This window comes from Pseudoxanthobacter sp. M-2 (assembly GCF_046156265.1).
Lineage (GTDB): Bacteria > Pseudomonadota > Alphaproteobacteria > Rhizobiales > Segnochrobactraceae > CAMDHY01.
This window is the reverse complement of the sequence record NZ_JAWDIR010000011.1, coordinates 1,044,589-1,058,947: the sequence shown is the minus strand read 5'-3', so window position 1 is coordinate 1,058,947 and position 14,359 is coordinate 1,044,589. Positions and strand designations below refer to the sequence as shown.

At 71.6% G+C, this 14,359-nt stretch carries 11 protein-coding genes; 7 read left to right on the top strand and 4 right to left on the bottom strand.

The window, feature by feature from the left end:
* Positions 1-75: 75 nt before the first annotated feature.
* Entirely contained in the window at positions 76-1,707 is a 1,632-nt protein-coding gene (locus tag RUR49_RS09890) for an AMP-binding protein (protein ID WP_409146186.1), read from the bottom strand.
* A 223-nt stretch (positions 1,708-1,930) separates the two neighbouring features.
* Here RUR49_RS09890 and RUR49_RS09885 point away from each other — a divergent pair, with 223 nt between their 5' ends.
* From RUR49_RS09885 to RUR49_RS09875, 3 genes are read left to right on the top strand one after another with little or no spacing between them, the layout of a single operon-like run.
* Positions 1,931-2,713 (top strand): SDR family NAD(P)-dependent oxidoreductase, encoded by a 783-nt coding sequence (locus RUR49_RS09885; protein ID WP_409146185.1) that lies wholly within the window; start codon positions 1,931-1,933, stop codon positions 2,711-2,713.
* 10 nt (positions 2,714-2,723) lie between these two features.
* Complete coding sequence (locus tag RUR49_RS09880; protein ID WP_409146184.1) at positions 2,724-3,944, top strand: acyl-CoA dehydrogenase family protein; 1,221 nt, start codon at positions 2,724-2,726, stop codon at positions 3,942-3,944.
* Complete coding sequence (locus RUR49_RS09875; protein WP_409146183.1) at positions 3,941-4,999, top strand: phosphotransferase family protein; 1,059 nt, start codon at positions 3,941-3,943, stop codon at positions 4,997-4,999. The genes RUR49_RS09880 and RUR49_RS09875 overlap by 4 nt, the downstream gene beginning before the upstream one ends.
* Positions 5,000-5,021: 22 nt before the next feature.
* On the opposite strand, the gene RUR49_RS09870 is transcribed toward RUR49_RS09875, so the two are convergent.
* The gene (locus RUR49_RS09870; RefSeq protein ID WP_409146182.1) at positions 5,022-5,933 is read right to left on the bottom strand and encodes a glycoside hydrolase family 18 protein; all 912 of its coding nucleotides are present in this window, start codon (positions 5,931-5,933) and stop codon (positions 5,022-5,024) included.
* 181 nt (positions 5,934-6,114) lie between these two features.
* On the opposite strand from RUR49_RS09870, the gene RUR49_RS09865 reads away from it, so the two are divergent.
* Positions 6,115-6,813, top strand: coding sequence for a hypothetical protein (locus RUR49_RS09865; RefSeq protein ID WP_409146181.1), 699 nt, complete (start codon positions 6,115-6,117; stop codon positions 6,811-6,813).
* 15 nt (positions 6,814-6,828) lie between these two features.
* Here the strand turns inward: RUR49_RS09865 and RUR49_RS09860 are convergent, their stop codons facing one another.
* On the bottom strand, positions 6,829-7,545 hold the full coding sequence (locus RUR49_RS09860; RefSeq protein WP_409146180.1) for a phosphoribosyltransferase: 717 nt from the start codon (positions 7,543-7,545) through the stop codon (positions 6,829-6,831).
* A 299-nt stretch (positions 7,546-7,844) separates the two neighbouring features.
* On the opposite strand from RUR49_RS09860, the gene RUR49_RS09855 reads away from it, so the two are divergent.
* Positions 7,845-9,602, top strand: a complete 1,758-nt coding sequence (locus RUR49_RS09855) for a CocE/NonD family hydrolase (RefSeq protein ID WP_409146179.1) — start codon at positions 7,845-7,847, stop codon at positions 9,600-9,602.
* Positions 9,603-9,804: 202 nt separating this feature from the next.
* Here RUR49_RS09855 and RUR49_RS09850 read toward each other — a convergent pair whose 3' ends face one another.
* Positions 9,805-10,212, bottom strand: coding sequence for a hypothetical protein (locus RUR49_RS09850; RefSeq protein WP_409146178.1), 408 nt, complete (start codon positions 10,210-10,212; stop codon positions 9,805-9,807).
* Positions 10,213-10,366: 154 nt separating this feature from the next.
* Between RUR49_RS09850 and RUR49_RS09845 the strand changes: the two genes are divergently transcribed.
* Together RUR49_RS09845 and RUR49_RS09840 are read left to right on the top strand one after the other, a co-directional pair.
* Positions 10,367-11,752: a 3' terminal RNA ribose 2'-O-methyltransferase Hen1 gene (locus RUR49_RS09845; protein WP_409146177.1), complete on the top strand. Its 1,386-nt coding sequence runs from the start codon at positions 10,367-10,369 to the stop codon at positions 11,750-11,752.
* Complete coding sequence (locus RUR49_RS09840) at positions 11,749-14,331, top strand: polynucleotide kinase-phosphatase (RefSeq protein ID WP_409146176.1); 2,583 nt, start codon at positions 11,749-11,751, stop codon at positions 14,329-14,331. The genes RUR49_RS09845 and RUR49_RS09840 overlap by 4 nt, the downstream gene beginning before the upstream one ends.
* Positions 14,332-14,359 lie beyond the last annotated feature (28 nt).

The following is a 14,359-nucleotide window of genomic DNA, read 5'->3' as shown; positions in this document are numbered from 1 at the left end:
TCTTCTACAATCCATCCGGCACGGCGGCGGCGAAGTCAAAGCGCTCGCAGCGTCCCGGACATCGGCGCCCCGCGCTCACACCAGCGCCAGCGCCGCCGCCTGTTCCCGCAGCTGGAACTTCTGGATCTTGCCGGTGGACGTCTTCGGCAGCGGTCCGAACACCACCGTCCGCGGCACCTTGAAGCCGGCGAGCCGCTCGCGGCAGTGGGCGACGATGTCGGCCTCCAACACCTCGCCGGCACCGGGCTTCAGGGTCACGAAGGCACACGGGCTCTCGCCCCACTTCGGGTCCGGCCGCGCCACCACCGCCGCCTCCATCACCGCCGGGTGACGGTAGAGCGCCTCCTCGACCTCGAGCGAGGAGATGTTCTCGCCGCCGGAAATGATGATGTCCTTGGCGCGGTCCTTGATCTCGACATAGCCGTCGGGGTGGACCACCGCTAGGTCGCCGGTGTGCAGCCAGCCGTCGGCGAGCGCCTCTTCGGTGGCCTTCGGATTGCGGTGATAGCCCTTCATCACCGTGTTGCCGCGCACCACCAGTTCGCCGATCGTCGCCCCGTCCGCGGGGACGGCGACGCCCGTCTCGCGGTCGATTACGCCGTCGTCGGAGAGGGTGAGGTTGCGCACCCCCTGGCGCGCCATCAGCACGGCGCGCTCGTCGAGGGCCATGTCCTCCCAGCCGGGCTGCGGCGCGCAGCCGGTGGCCGGGCCATAGCATTCCGTCATGCCGTAGAGGTGGGTGAGGCGAAAGCCCATCCGCTCCATGCCAGCGATCACCGCGCTCGGCGGCGCCGCCCCGCCGGTCGCCACCTCCACCGGCCCGTGGGTGAAGGCGATCTTGTGGGCCTCGGGGGCATGGATCAGCATCGTCAGCACGACGGGCGCGGCGCAGAGGTGCGTCACCCCGTGCTCGGCAATCAGCCGGAAGATCGCCGCCGTGTCGATCGCCGGCAGGCAGATGTGGCGCGCGCCCACCGCCGTCACGGTCCACGGGAAGCACCAGCCATTGCAGTGGAACATCGGCAGGGTCCAGAGGTACACAGAATCCGGCCGCACCGCGAACGTCACGGCATTGCCGAGCGCGTTCAGGTAGGCGCCGCGGTGGTGGTAGACGACGCCCTTCGGATTGCCGGTGGTGCCGGAGGTGTAGTTGAGCGCGATCGACGCCCACTCGTCCGAAGGCCCCGCCCACGCGGCCGGCGAGGCGGCGGCGAGCGCCACCTCATAGTCCTCCGCCCCGAGTGCCGCGCGCACGGCCGCCGGCGCCGCGATGGCGATCACCCGCGGCCGCGGTCCATCCAGCTGCGCCAGCGCGGCTTGAGCCACACCCGCCAGGCTAGCGTGCACGACGAACAGCTTGGCCCCGCCGTGCTCCAGGATGAAGGCGACCATAGTGGCGTCGAGGCGGGTATTGATGGCGTTGAGCACGGCGCCGGCGAGCGGCACGCCATAGTGCGCCTCCAGCATCTCCGCCCCGTTCGGCGACAGCACTGCAACTGTCTCACCCGCGCAGACGCCCGCCGCCCGCACGACGGCGGCGAGCCGGGCGGCACGGTCGCGGAAGGCCGCATAGGTGAACCGCCGCTCGCCGTCGACGATCGCCACCTTTTCGGGAAACACGTCGGCGGAACGGCGGAGGAAATCGAGCGGCGTCAGCGGCACGAAGTTCGCCGCGCGCGGCGGCAGCGGGTCGGCGGCAGTCTCCACGGCGGTCCCTTCCCTCCCGGCGCCCGCGCGCCGATCTCCCCGTCTCTGGCGAACGGGTGAGCCCGCAAACCCTCCGGCAGACGCAGCGGCCCGTCAATCGACCCCGCGCGCTTTCCCGTGTGGCTGCACCGATCGGCACGTGACGATCACAGCCGATGCGATAGTAAGGACATGCGCCGCCGACGCCGCCCGAGGGGCGCGGCACCGACCGTGGAGACAACCAATGCCGCCCGCCCGACCCGCCGATCCCTTCGACGTCTCCGGGCGGCGCATCCTCATCACCGGCGCCTCCAGCGGCATCGGCCGCTACGCCGCGCTGATGCTGGCCTCGCGCGGTGCTCACGTCGTGCTCGCCGCCCGCCGCCGTGACGCGCTGGAGGCCGTCGCGGCCGCCGCACGCGAGGCCGGTGCCGCCGGTGCGGACGTCGTCCCCCTCGACGTCACCGACGCCGCCTCCGTCGAGGCCGCCGTCGCGGCGGCCACCGCGACGGCGCCGCTCGACGCCCTCCTCAACAACGCCGGCATCGCCGCTACCGGCGCGGCGCTGGAGCAATCGGTGGAAGGCTTCGACGGCATCCTCGCCGTCGACCTGCGCGGCGCCTTCTTGGTCGCCCAGGCCGTCGCCCGCACCTGGACGGCGGGCAAGCGCGGTGGCGTCGTCGTCAACGTCGCCTCGATCCTCGGGCTCCGGGTGGCGAGCCACGTCGCCCCCTACGCCATCGCCAAGGCCGGCCTCGTGCAGATGACGAAGGCCTTGGCGCTCGAGTGGGCGCGCCACGGCATCCGCGTCAACGCGCTGGCGCCGGGCTATGTCGAGACCGACATCAACGCCGACTTCTTTGCCACCGACGCCGGCCAGGCCCTCGTCAAGCGCGTGCCGCAGCGCCGCCTGCTGTCGCTCTCCGACCTCGACGGGCCGCTTCTCCTCCTCCTCAGCGACGCCGGCCGCGGCATGACCGGGGCCGTCGTGGCGGTCGACGGCGGCCACCTCGTTTCTGGATTGTGAGGCGCGCACGATGGACTTCTCGCTTTCCCCCGAGATCGAGGCGGTGCGCCGCCGCGTCGCCGACTTCGTCGCTGCCGAGATCCTCCCGGCTGAGGCGGAGCCCGACGTTTTCGACGCCCACGAGAACATCCGCCTCGACCGCCTGGCCGAACTCCGCGCCAAGGCGAAGGCGGCTGGCCTGTGGGCGCCGCAGGCACCGGTCGCCCTCGGCGGCATGGGCCTGCCGGTCGTGGGCTGGGCGGCCTTCTACGAGGCCGCCAACCGCTCGATCTTCGGCCCCGCCGTCTTCAACTGCGCCGCCCCCGACGACGGCAACATCAACCTCCTCTCGAAGGTCGGCACGCCGGCCCAGCAGGACTGGTGGCTGAAGCCGCTGATCAAGGGTGAGGTCCGCTCCGCCTTCGCGATGACCGAGCCGCACCCCGGCGGCGGCTCGGACCCGACGATGATCAAGACCCGCGCCGAGCGCGTCGGCGGCAAGTGGGTGATCTCCGGCCGCAAGTGGTTCATCACCGGCGCCGGCGAGGCCGCACACTTCATCGTCATCGCGCGCACCTCCGACGACCCGCGCCGCGGCCTCACCGCCTTCCTGTTCCACCGCGACCAGCCCGGCTGGGAGATCGTCCGCCGCATCGCCATCATGGGTCCGGAGGAACACGGCGGCCACTGCGAGCTCCTGTTCGACGGGCTCGAGGTGGCCGACGAGAACGTCCTGATGGGCGTCGGCGACGGCCTGAAGGCGACGCAGATCCGCCTCGGCCCGGCCCGCCTCACGCACTGCATGCGCTGGCTCGGCCTCGCCAAGCGCTCGATCGACATCGCCATGGACTACGTGTCGGTGCGCGAGGGCTTCGGCATCAGGCTCGCCGAGCGGGAGAGCGTGCAGATCAAGATCGGCGAGGTGATGCACGCCATCGCCATCGGCCGCCTGCTCGTCATGCACGCCGCCTGGCTGCTCGACCAGGGCGGGCGGGCGGGCAAGGAGGTGTCGAGCGCCAAGATCCACGTTGCCGACACCCTGCAGCTCGCCGTCGACACCGCCATCCAGCTCTGCGGTGCCCGCGGCTACTCGAAGGACACCGTGCTCGAGTGGATCTACCGCTACGCCCGCCAGGCCCGCCTGGTCGACGGCGCCAGCGAGGTCCACAAGATGGTCATCGCCCGCCACGCCATGACCGGCGGCACCGGCGCCTGGGGTTGGGGGCCGGAGGAGCGGGAGCCGCGCCGGTGAGCGAGGCGCCACCGCTTCCCTTCGACGTCGCAACGCTGGAGCGATTCCTGCGCGAGCGGTTCGCCGCCCTCGGCGAGCCGCTCGACGGCGCCATGACCATCACGCCGGTCGCGGGCGGCCAGTCGAACCCGACCTTTTTCGTCACGTTTGGCGAGCGCCGGCTGGTGCTCCGCAAGCGCCCGCCGGGCACGCTCCTGCCGTCGGCCCACGCCGTCGACCGCGAGTTCCGCGTGCTGGACGCGCTGTCGCGCCACACGGCCATCCCGGTGCCGCGGCCGCTCCTCTTCCACGCCGGCGAGGAAGTGGTCGGCACCGCCTTCTATGTCATGGAGCGCGTCGACGGCCGGGTGTTCCACGCGAGCGCCCTGCCCGGCCTCGCCGCGGACGAGCGCCGCGCGGTGTATGCCAACGTCGCCCGCACCCTCGCGGCGCTCCACGCGGTCGACCCCGCCGCCATCGGCCTCGGCGACTACGGTCGCCCCGCCGGCTACTTCGCCCGCCAGTTCGCCCGCTGGCGCGGTCAGTGGGAGCTCTCGAAGGACGGCGACGATCCCGCCATGACGGCGCTGATCGAATGGCTCGCCGACAACCTGCCACCGGACCTGCCGGCCGATGGCGGCCATGCCGCCCTCGTCCATGGCGACTTCCGCATCGGCAATCTCATCGTCCACCCGACCGAGCCGCGCGTTGTCGCCCTGCTCGACTGGGAGCTCTCGACGCTCGGCGACCCGATGGCCGACCTCGCCCACCTCGTCTCGTTCACCTGGTACATGACGGATGACGAGTATGGCGGTGTGATGCAACGGGATTTCGCCGCAGAGGGCCTGCCGACGGAGGCGGAGTTCCTGCAACTCTACGCCGACGCCGCGTCGTCCGCCGCCGCCTTCACGCCGGCCCACCGCGCCTTCGGGCTGTTCCGCACGGCGGTGATCTTCGCCGGCATCGCGGCCCGCGCCCGCGCCGGCAACGCCGCCGCCGGCAACGCGGCGCAAGTCGGCCGCCTCGCCGCCGTCCTCGCCCGCCGCGGCCTCGCCGCCGCCACCGGGGCCGGCTGACGCATCACGGCGACGTCTCGCGTTACTGCTCCCGGATCGTCTTCAGCCGCTTCCATACCGCCTTCGTCCGCCAGGCCGCCGAGGGGTTCTGCGCGTCCCAGATCGCGACGCCGACCTTGCGCTCCGCCGGCAGCACCCAGGCGAGCTGCTGCACCACCGTCTTGCCGAGCCAGGCGTCGCGGTCTGACGGCATGCCGAGCAGCAGCTTGCGAGCGTGCTTGCCGGCCGCCTTGCGCTGCCACGCATAGGACTGCCAGCTGGGCGCGCCGCGGCCGATCTCCTGGTAGCCCATCGACACCAGACCATCGACGAGCGGAAGCAGGTCCGGCCACCACGTCGTGTTCGGCGCGTTCCAGACATAGGAGAAGCTGTCGAGCACGAGCTCCTTGCCGAGCGGCCGCAGCCGCTTGCGGAGCGCCCTGATGAAGGCGACGTACTCGGCCTTGTCCTCGGCCGTCGGGTCCATGCCCGCGCCCTCGAGGTCGATGTCGATGCCGTCGAGCCCGAGCGCCTGCATCTCGGCCACCAGCGCGTCGACGAAGGCCGCCCGGTTCGCCCCGAAGGCGTTCTTCGCCAGCGCCCAGTCCCAGCCCCACTCGCCGTTGTAGACCGTCAGCATCACCTTGACGCCGTTCGCCTTGCCCCAGGTCGTGAACGCTGCGATCTGGCCGTCGCCGATCGCCCCGTAACGCGACGATCGCTCCAGCCCGCCCGACGCCGACGGCACCCAGAACTGCAGGCCGAGGTGCGTCAGCGCGTCGGCCGGCCCGACGCCACCGTAGCGTTCCCCGAGACGCTCCTGCGACGCGGCGATGGCATAGGGCGGCACCCAGGTCTTCACCATCCGCCCGGCATCGGCCGCAAGCGCGCCGCCATGTCCGGCCCACGCGAGGGCAAGAGCAACCGCCAACGCCAGGATCCTGCGCAACACCATGGCGCTCCCCCGATTCTGTCCCGACGGCTGCGTGCGCTGCAGGGCTGAGCCGTCGCGCACACGAGCCCCTCCCACGACCGATCGGACGAGCCTAGACGAAGGCGCGGTTGCAGACCACGCGGCGGCGGTGCAAACCGTCGAGGGTGGCCGGTGCTTCGCCCGGCTCGTGAGGAACGTCTGCATGGATGTCGTCACCCTGGCCGCGATCGGGCTCGGCATCGTCGCCGTCGCGGCAGCGGCCGTTGCCCTCTGGCAGTGGTCTGCTCATCGGACCACCCTCGCCGCCCTGCGCGAGGCGCTAGCCGAGGTCGACACGCTGCGCCACCACGACGCGCAGCTCCACGAGGCGTTCGAGGTCTATCGCGACCGCCACAAGCAGCTGATCGACCGCGTCCGGCCACGCCGTCTCAACGATGAGCAGCGCAATGCACTGCGCATGCACCTGCGCGAGCTCAAGGGTCTCCGGGTCCGCATCCGCGTCGCCGCGGATACCGAGCCGGCGATGGCGGCGGCCGATCTCGGCAGCGCGCTCATCGCGGCGGGCGCCGCCGTCGAGTTCGAGGAGACGGACCTGCGCATGGGCGAGAAGCACGTCGGCGGGTTGCTTGAAGTTTCGGAAGGCGGCCGCGGCCGCCTGTTCCGCGCGGCGATGCGCTCCTACGGCTTTCCGATGGCGGACGCCCAGCTCGCCGTCGTGCGAGTGCGCCGCGCCGGGGCAGAGGACGACGCTCCCGAGGCCGTGATCACCATCGGCTCGCCGCCCGTCCCGCCGGAACTGACCGACCTGCCGCCGCCGCCGAAGCCGCCCCCGGCCCCCAAGCCGTCGGCAGCCCCGGTGTCGATGCGCCTGCCGACTGGCGGTGGCACCTCGATCGAGTGAGCGGAACGCCCCGGTTCAGTGGCCGGTCAGCACTCTTGGTGCAGTGGCGCCGTCGCCGGGCGGCGTCGATGGCATCGCCGTCTCGTCGGGATCGGCGGGACATCGCGCGAGCGCGGCCAGCACCTCCTCGTCGCTGGTGGGGCGGAAATCGACGAAGAAGCCGCCGACCGACGTGAAGCGGTCGTGCACCTCCAGACAGACGAGTTCGTCGACGTCGCGGCGCAGTTGCTCGACCACCGCCGTCGGTCCCACCGGCAGCGCGAGGATCATCCGCGCCGGATGGCGTCGGCGCACCGCGCGGATCGCGGCACGCACCGTCGCCCCCGTGGCGATCCCGTCGTCGACCAGAACGACCACCCGGTCGTGCACGTCGACCGACGGCCGGCCGGCGAGGTAGCGCTCGCGGCGCCGCTCGATCTCGCCGATCTCGGCATTGGCGATCACGCGAAACTCGTCCTCCGACACCCGCGCGTAGCGGATGATGTCCTCGTTGCGCAATACGATCGGGGCGTCGCCGTCGACGACGGCCCCCATCGCCACCTCGGGCTGCATCGGCGTCCCGATCTTGCGGGCGATGACGAGATCGAGCGGCGCGTGCAACGCCTGGGCGAGTTCGGCCGCCACCGGCACGCCACCGCGCGGCAGGGCGAGCACGACGGGCTTGTCCGGAAGGAGATGCACCAGCGCTCGTGCGAGGCGCCGGCCGGCATCGGCACGGTCAAGGAAAGGCATGTTGTCCTCCCGGTCCCGGGTATCGCGCCCCCGCGCCCCTGTCGTCGTCCGTTGCGCTGCCTTCGCGGCCGCAGCGGCCGGACTTTCTTTTCCCGGTTAAGTGATCTTCCGTCCGGAGTGATCCGTCGTCCTTGCGTTGGATCAACGGCCAGATCCACTTTCTGCCCGGTTTGCAGAACGCTCGCCGGAGAGACCCGTTCCCGTCGCCGCGGAGGGACGATGCTTGGCTCACCAAGCCATCCTGTCTTACAACCCGCCGAGGGAGCCGTCAGAGCCACCACAGGGAAGGATCGCCGCATATGGATCGCACGCCGGACGGGAGCTGGAGCGAAGTGCGCGACGGCATGCGCATCGAGTGGGACGTGCCGCTCGTCATGGACGACGGCCTCGTGCTCCGCGCCGACGTGTTCCGGCCCCTCGGCGACGAGCCCTGCCCCGCCATCCTCACCTACGGCCCCTACGGCAAGGGCCTCGCCTTCCAGGACGGCTACAAGACGGCGTGGGAGATTCTCGCGCGCGACTATCCCGACGCGCTCGCCGGCTCCTCCAACCTCTACCAGTCCTGGGAGGTGCCGGACCCGGAGAAGTGGGTGCCGGACGGCTACGCTTGCGTGCGCATCGACAGCCGCGGCGCCGGCCGCTCGCCCGGCTTCCTCTCGGTCCACGGCCCGCGGGAGACGGCCGACCTCTACGACTGCATCGAGCTCGTCGCGGCCCTTCCCTGGTGCTCCGGCAAGGTCGGCATGTGCGGCATCTCCTATTTCGCCGCCAACCAGTGGCGCGTCGCGGCCCTCAACCCACCGAGCCTCGCCGCCATCTGCGTCTGGGAGGGCTATTCCGACAACTACCGTGACGCCACCCACCACGGCGGCATCCTGAGCGTCTTCCGCAAGAATTGGCAGGAGATGCAGGTGAAGACGGTGCAGCACGGTCTCGGCGAGCGCGGGCCTGTGAGCCGCGTCACCGGCGAGCTCGTCTGCGGTCCCGAGACGCTGTCGGAGGAGGAACTGGCGCGCAACCGCGCCGACATGCCCCGCGACATCCTCGAGAACCCTCTCGACGGCGACTACTACCGCGCCGCCAACGGCGACCTCGCGAAGATCACCGTGCCGCTGCTCTCGGCCGGCAACTGGGGCGGCCAGGGATTGCACCTGCGCGGCAACATCGAGGGGTTCACGCGGGCGGCGTCAGAACACAAGTGGCTCGAAGTCCACGGCGGCGCCCACTGGGCGGAGTTCTACACCGACTACGGCGTCGGCCTGCAGAAGCGCTTCCTCGGCCATTTCCTGAAAGGCGAGGACACCGGCTGGAGCGAGCAGCCGAAGGTGACGCTGCAGATCCGCCGCCCGGGCAAGATCCGCTTCCCGATGCGCGCCGAGGCGGATTGGCCGATACCGCGCACCAACTGGACGAAGCACCACCTCGCTGCGGCCAACCTTACGCTCGCGGCCGCGCCGCCGTCCGCGGCCGAGACCATCACCTACGAGGCGATGAGCCCCGGCATCACCTTCCTGACGCCGCCGATGAAGGAGGAGACCGAGATCACCGGCCCCGTGGTGGCGCGGCTCTCGCTGTCCTCCGAGACCCGTGACGCCGACGTTTTCCTGGTGCTGCACGTCTTCGACCCGAAGGGCGAGACGGTGTCGTTCTACGGCGCCCTCGATCCGCACACGCCCGTCGGCCAGGGTTGGCTGCGCGCCTCCCACCGCAAGCTCGACCCGGACCGCTCGCTACCTTGGCGCCCCTGGCACAGCCACGACGAAGTCTGGCCGCTCCGGCGCGGAGAGCCGGTGACGCTCGACGTCGAGATCTGGCCGACCTGCATCATCGTGCCGGCGGGCTGGCGCATCGGCCTCAACGTCCGCGGCTGCGACTACGAGCGCAAGGGCGACGCCGCCACCCTCTCCAACATGCGCTATCCGATGAAGGGCTGCGGCCCCTTCCTGCACGACGACCCCGACGACCGCCCACCGGAGGTCTTCGGCCGCCGCTACACGCTCCACTTCGGCCCAGGCCACGAGAACTGGCTGCAGCTCCCGGTGATCCCCCCGAAGTGAGCACGGGGGCCCCCGGCACTGGATCGCCAGGGGGCGGGTTGGGCCACCGGGCGATCTCAAAGGCTTCTAGCAGCGTGAACTGACGGACGCCGCGATCGGCGCCTCATTCTCGACCGGCCACTCGAAACGCAAAAGGGAGCGGCGCCCGCCGCTCCCCCATCCTTCCGGCAAGTCGCCCGGCAATCGTCAGCCGGTCAGCCGTTCACCACTGCTGCCAGCCGGCGATGATCGCCGAGGTCTTTCCGGCCTTGGCCGTGCCCTCGATGACGTTGCCAGCGGGGCTCGCGGCACCGTTCGCGCTGATCGTCCAGGTGGTCTTCTTCTTGCCGGCCGCCTCGGTCACCTTGCCGGAGATCTTGCAGTTCGAGGACACCTCGAGCTTGCCGCTGAGCGTACCCGACGGGCTGCTGAAGTTTGCCGCCAGGTAGCAGCGGCTCTCGGTGATATCGCCCTTCGAGTTGAGCTCGAGCAGGCAGAGCGAGGGCGAGGTGGAACTGATCATCCACACGCCCGCAAAGGACTTCTGCGAGCACTTCTCCGCGGCCACAGCGGTCCCCGTGGCGGCAATGGCGAGGACGGCGGCAGTGGCGATGGTCTTCAGTATCTGCACGGCGAATCTCCGACGCGTTGAAACGCGGCGACCGTGTCAGACAGCATTTCAACCGTCGAGAGTGCCCCCGATCACGAACGCGCCAGCAACAAGCCCCCGTTCCCCTGCAATCGGTGGACGTGACTTCGCCCGACCGCTCGGCTAGCAGAGCGCCATGTTCCTGTCGCTCGCCACCACCCACCGCCCTGCCACCGAGCTCGGCTTCCTCCTCCACAAGCACCCGGACAAGGTGCACGAGGCGGAGCTCGCGTTCGGCAAGGCACTGCTCTTCTACCCCGAGGCCACCGCGGAGCGCTGCGAGGCGGCGCTGGTGCTAGACGTCGATCCGGTCGGCCTGGTGCGCGGCAGCGGGCGCGGCGACGGCCTCCTCGACCAGTACGTCAACGACCGCCCCTATGCCGCCTCGTCGTTCCTCTGCGTCGCCCTCAACAAAATGCTGCGGACGGCGATGAACGGCACCTGCAAGACGCACCAGGCGCTCGCCGACGCCGCCATCCCGCTCGAGGCGGTGGTGACGCCGCTGCCGGTGCGCGGCGGTGGCGAAGCGCTGGTCCGCCGCCTGTTCGAGCCGCTCGGCTGGACGGTCACCGTCACGCCGGTCGAGCCGGCGACGCCGCCCACCGGCCGCACCACCCGCTATGTGCGGCTCGCGCTCGCCGGCGAGGCGCGGCTCGCGACACTGCTCGCCCATCTCTACGTGCTGATCCCGGTGCTCGACGACGCCAAGCACTACTTCGTCGGCGACGACGAGGTGGAGAAGCTCCTCGCCCGCGGCTCCGGCTGGCTCGACGCCCATCCCGAGAAGGACCTGATCGTCCGCCGCTACCTGAAGCACCGCCGCGCCCTCGCCCGGACCGCCCTCGAGCGTCTCGATCCCGAAGCCGGCGAGGAGCCTGAGCGCGAGGCCGCGCCGTCGCCGGAGGCCGTGCTGGAAGCGCCGATCCGGCTGCACGACCGCCGCCTCGACGCCGTCGCCGCTGCGCTTGCTGCGTCGGGCGCCACCGTCGTCGCCGACCTCGGCTGCGGCGAGGGCAAGCTGTTGCGCCGGCTGGTGCGCGAGCGCTGGCCGGTGCGCCTCATCGGTCTCGACCCGTCGCTGCGCGAGCTCGAGACGGCGACCCGCCGCCTCAAGCTGAACGAGCCCGGCGGTCCGCCGGAAGGTCGCGTCACCCTGCTGCACGGCTCGCTCACCTACCGCGACCACCGCTGGGCCGAGGCCGACGCCGCCGCCCTCGTCGAGGTCATCGAGCACATCGACCCCGCGCAGCGCCCCCTCGTCGAGCGCGTCGTCTTCGGCGAGGCGCGCCCGAAGACCGTCGTCGTGACGACGCCGAACGCCGACTACAACGTCCTCTTCGAGACGCTGCCCGCCGGCACGATGCGCCACCCCGACCACCGCTTCGAGTGGACGCGCGCCGAGTTCGCCGCGTGGGCGGACGCCGTCGCTAGCGCCTACGGCTACCGGGTCGCCATCGAGCCGATCGGCGACGTCGAGCCGGCGCACGGCGCGCCCTCCCAGATGGCGGTGTTCACGCGATGAGCGACGCGCGCGACACCACCATCGAGTTGCCGGACTTCGCCCTCGTCGTGCTGATCGGCGCCATGGGCTCCGGCAAGTCGACGTTTGCCGCCCGGCACTTCCTGCCGACCGAGATCGTCTCGTCGGACCGCTGCCGCGCCCTCGTCGGCGACGACGAGACCGACCAGGAGATGACGGCGGACGCCTTCGAGCTCGTCCGCGAGATCGCCGGCCGGCGCCTGAAGCACCGCCGCCTCACGGTCATCGACGCCACCAACGTGCGCGCCGCCAATCGCAAGGGCCTCGTCGAGCTCGCCCGCCGCTGGCACGCTTTGCCAGCGGCGATCGTCATCGATCCCGGCATCGACGTCTGCGTCGAGCGCAACGAGGCGCGCCCCGACCGCCCCTCCGGCCGCGGCGTCGTGCAGCGGATGGCCTCAGAAATCCGCAAGGGACTCGGCGGCCTGCAGCGGGAGGGTTTCCGCCAGGTCTGGAAGCTCGGCAGCGTCGAGGCGATCGAGCGTGTCGCCGTCATCCGCCAGCCGCTATGGACCGACAAGCGCGCCGACACCGGCCCCTTCGACATCGTCGGCGACGTGCACGGCTGCGCCGACGAGCTGCAGGCGCTGATGGGCAAGCTCGGCTACGCCGTGGCGTGGTCGGAGGCCGACGGCGTGCGCCGCCCGACCGTCACGCCGCCGGAGGGCCGCAAGCTCGTCTTCGTCGGCGACCTCGGCGACCGCGGCCCGAACACGCCGGACGTGCTTCGCATCGTCATGGCGATGGTCGCCGCCGGCACTGCCTATTGCGTCCAGGGCAACCACGACCAGAAGCTTGCCCGCTACCTCGCCGGCCGCAAGGTCACGCCGTCGCACGGCCTGCAGCAGACGATCGACCAGCTCACCGCCGACGGGGCCGACCTGAAGCGCGACCTGCAGCCCTTCCTCGATGGCCTTCGCAGCCACCTCTGGCTCGGCGGTGGCCGCCTCGCCGTCGCACACGCCGGGCTGAAGGAAGAGATGATCGGCCGCGCCTCCGGGGCGGTGCGCGAGTTCGCGCTCTATGGCGAGACCACCGGCGAGATCGACGAATACGGACTTCCGGTGCGCGCCGACTGGGCGCGGCATTACCGGGGCAAAACGGCGGTCGTCTACGGCCACACGCCGCTGCTCACGGCCGAGTGGCTGAACAACACGCTCTGCATCGACACCGGCTGCGTCTTCGGCGGCAAGCTGACGGCGCTGCGCTGGCCGGAGCGCGAGCTCGTCGACGTTCCCGCGCAGCAGGTCTGGTTCGAGCCGACCCGTCCGCTCGCCCCGCCACCGGGCGACGGCCGCACCGCCCAGTCCGCCTCCGACGACGTCCTCGACATCGAGGACGTCACCGGCCGCCGCTGGGTCGAGACGGCCTTGCGCGGCCGCATCGTCGTCGCCGAGGAGAACGCCGCCGCGGCGCTCGAGGTGATGGGCCGATTCGCCCTCGCCCCGAACTGGCTCGTCTACCTGCCGCCCACGATGTCCCCGGTCGAGACGAGCACCCGCGACGGCTGGCTCGAACGCCCCGAGGAGGCCTTCGAGCACTTTCGCAGGCTCGGCATCGGCGAGGTCGTCTGCGAGGAGAAGCACATGGGCTCTCGGGCCGTCGTCGCGCTCTGCCGCGACGCCGCGGCCGCACGTGCCCGGTTCGGGGCCATCGGCGGCGAGACCGGCGCGGTGTGGACGCGCACCGGCCGGGCCTTCTTCACCGACGCAGCGATGACGGAAGGCCTGCTCGCCCGCCTGCGCGCCGCGGCCGACGCCGCCGGCTTGTGGGAGGAACTCGCCACCGACTGGCTGCTGCTCGACGCCGAGATCATGCCGTGGTCGGCGAAGGGCGGCAGCCTGATCGAGGGGCAGTACGCCCCCGTCGCCGACGCCGCCCGCGCCGGCCTCGCTGCCGCGCGGGAAGCGCTCTCCCGTGGCGCCGAACGCCGCCTCGACCTCGCCGACCTCGACGCCCGCTTCGCCGACCGCGCCGCCCGCGCGGACCGCTACGCCGAGGCCTGGTCGCCCTATGTCTGGACGGTCGCCGGTGTCGCCGACCTGAAGGTGGCCCCCTTCCACCTGCTCGCGAGCGAAGGTCGCGTCTGGTTCGACGCCGACCACGCCTGGCACATGGGCCTCGCCGATCGTCTCGCCGCCACCGGCGACGGCGTCGTCGCGCCGACGCGCTGGCACCGCGTCGATCTCGCCGACGAGGCCGCGTGCGCGGCCGCCATCGCCTGGTGGGAAGCGCTGACGGCCTCCGGCGGCGAAGGCATGGTGGTGAAGCCGCTCGCCTTCGTGCCGCGCGGCGACAAGGGGCTGCACCAGCCGGCGCTGAAGGTGCGCGGCCGGGAATATCTGCGCATCATCTACGGCCCGGAATACGACGCGCCCGAGCACGTCGCCCGCCTGCGCGAGCGCGGTCTCGGCGGCAAGCGCAACCTCGCCATCCGCGAGTTCGCCCTCGGCCACGAGGCGCTCCGTCGCTTCGTCGCGAAGGAGCCGCTCCGCCGCGTCCACGAATGCGTCTTCGCCGTGCTGGCGCTCGAGAGCGAGCCGGTCGACCCGCGCCTCTGAGCCGGCAACAGCGATCCCGCCTCCCGGA

Bases quoted from the DNA above. Each gene is read 5' to 3' on its own strand.
- RUR49_RS09885 (WP_409146185.1), top strand. From the start codon at position 1,931: ATGCCGCCCGCCCGACCCGCCGATCCCTTCGACGTCTCCGGGCGGCGC.
- RUR49_RS09880 (WP_409146184.1), top strand. From the start codon at position 2,724: ATGGACTTCTCGCTTTCCCCCGAGATCGAGGCGGTGCGCCGCCGCGTC.
- RUR49_RS09870 (WP_409146182.1), bottom strand. From the start codon at position 5,933: ATGGTGTTGCGCAGGATCCTGGCGTTGGCGGTTGCTCTTGCCCTCGCG.
- RUR49_RS09865 (WP_409146181.1), top strand. From the start codon at position 6,115: ATGGATGTCGTCACCCTGGCCGCGATCGGGCTCGGCATCGTCGCCGTC.
- RUR49_RS09860 (WP_409146180.1), bottom strand. From the start codon at position 7,545: ATGCCTTTCCTTGACCGTGCCGATGCCGGCCGGCGCCTCGCACGAGCG.
- RUR49_RS09855 (WP_409146179.1), top strand. From the start codon at position 7,845: ATGGATCGCACGCCGGACGGGAGCTGGAGCGAAGTGCGCGACGGCATG.
- RUR49_RS09845 (WP_409146177.1), top strand. From the start codon at position 10,367: ATGTTCCTGTCGCTCGCCACCACCCACCGCCCTGCCACCGAGCTCGGC.
- RUR49_RS09840 (WP_409146176.1), top strand. From the start codon at position 11,749: ATGAGCGACGCGCGCGACACCACCATCGAGTTGCCGGACTTCGCCCTC.